General features: G+C 59.9%; 1 protein-coding gene. It reads left to right on the top strand.

What is annotated here, in order from left to right; genetic code table 11:
* A partial coding sequence (locus ACP7DD_RS26560) for a transposase (protein WP_426178400.1) occupies window positions 1-795 on the top strand: 795 nt, incomplete at its 5' end.
* Window positions 796-818 lie beyond the last annotated feature (23 nt).

Raw genomic sequence — 818 nt, 5'->3', positions numbered from 1 at the left:
CTCGCCGCCTCCCTGCACAGCGTCCACGAACGCGGCGAACGGCAGTTTCTGTTCGAACATCTCGACCGGCTTTCCCCGGGCGATTTGCTGCTGCTCGATCGCGGCTATCCCTGCCGCTGGCTGGTGGCCGTGCTGAACCAGCGCGCCATCAAGTTCTGCATGCGTGTTGACAACGACAGCGGCTTCGCCTGCGTGCGCGATTTCATGCGCTCAAGTGCGAACGAGCGGATCGTCATGCTGCGCGCGCCAGACAAACAGGACGCGATCGACTATGAATGCCCGCGCAAATCGCAGCGCGTGCGCCTGGTCCGCAACGTCGCGCCGACTGGCGAGCAGCGCGTTCTGATGACCAATTTGTTCGACGACAAGCTCTACCCGGCTGATTGCTTCGGCGAGCTTTACCACCAGCGCTGGGGCATCGAGGAAGCATTCAAACGGCTCAAGCATCGCCTCAATTTGGAACACGTCACAGGATTGACCCAGCAAGCCGTCGCCCAGGATGTTGCCGCCAAAATCGTCTGCGACAACCTGCAGGCTCTGGTCGCGCTGACCGCCCACGCCGACGCCGATTTGCCCGTGAACAGGCGCATCAACCATGCCTACGCCCACACCGCGCTCAAGCCGCTGATGCCCATCCTGCTGCTTGGAGGAGTGATCGGACGGAAGGTCGGAAAACTGCTACGGGGCGTGCTTGGCTTGATCGCTGGAAGGACCTATCGACATCGTGAAAATCTCTCGAAACCGCGGAAGCAAGACCAAAAACCGCACAAGGCAATGAGTCAGAAAAATTGTTGAAATCGGCTAACTTGGGTGGATTG

The organism is Massilia sp. TWR1-2-2 (assembly GCF_049897565.1).
In the GTDB taxonomy this organism is placed as follows: domain Bacteria; phylum Pseudomonadota; class Gammaproteobacteria; order Burkholderiales; family Burkholderiaceae_D; genus JAFCUW01.
Note: the sequence above shows the minus strand (reverse complement) of the source record. Positions and strands in the feature narration are given on the sequence as shown.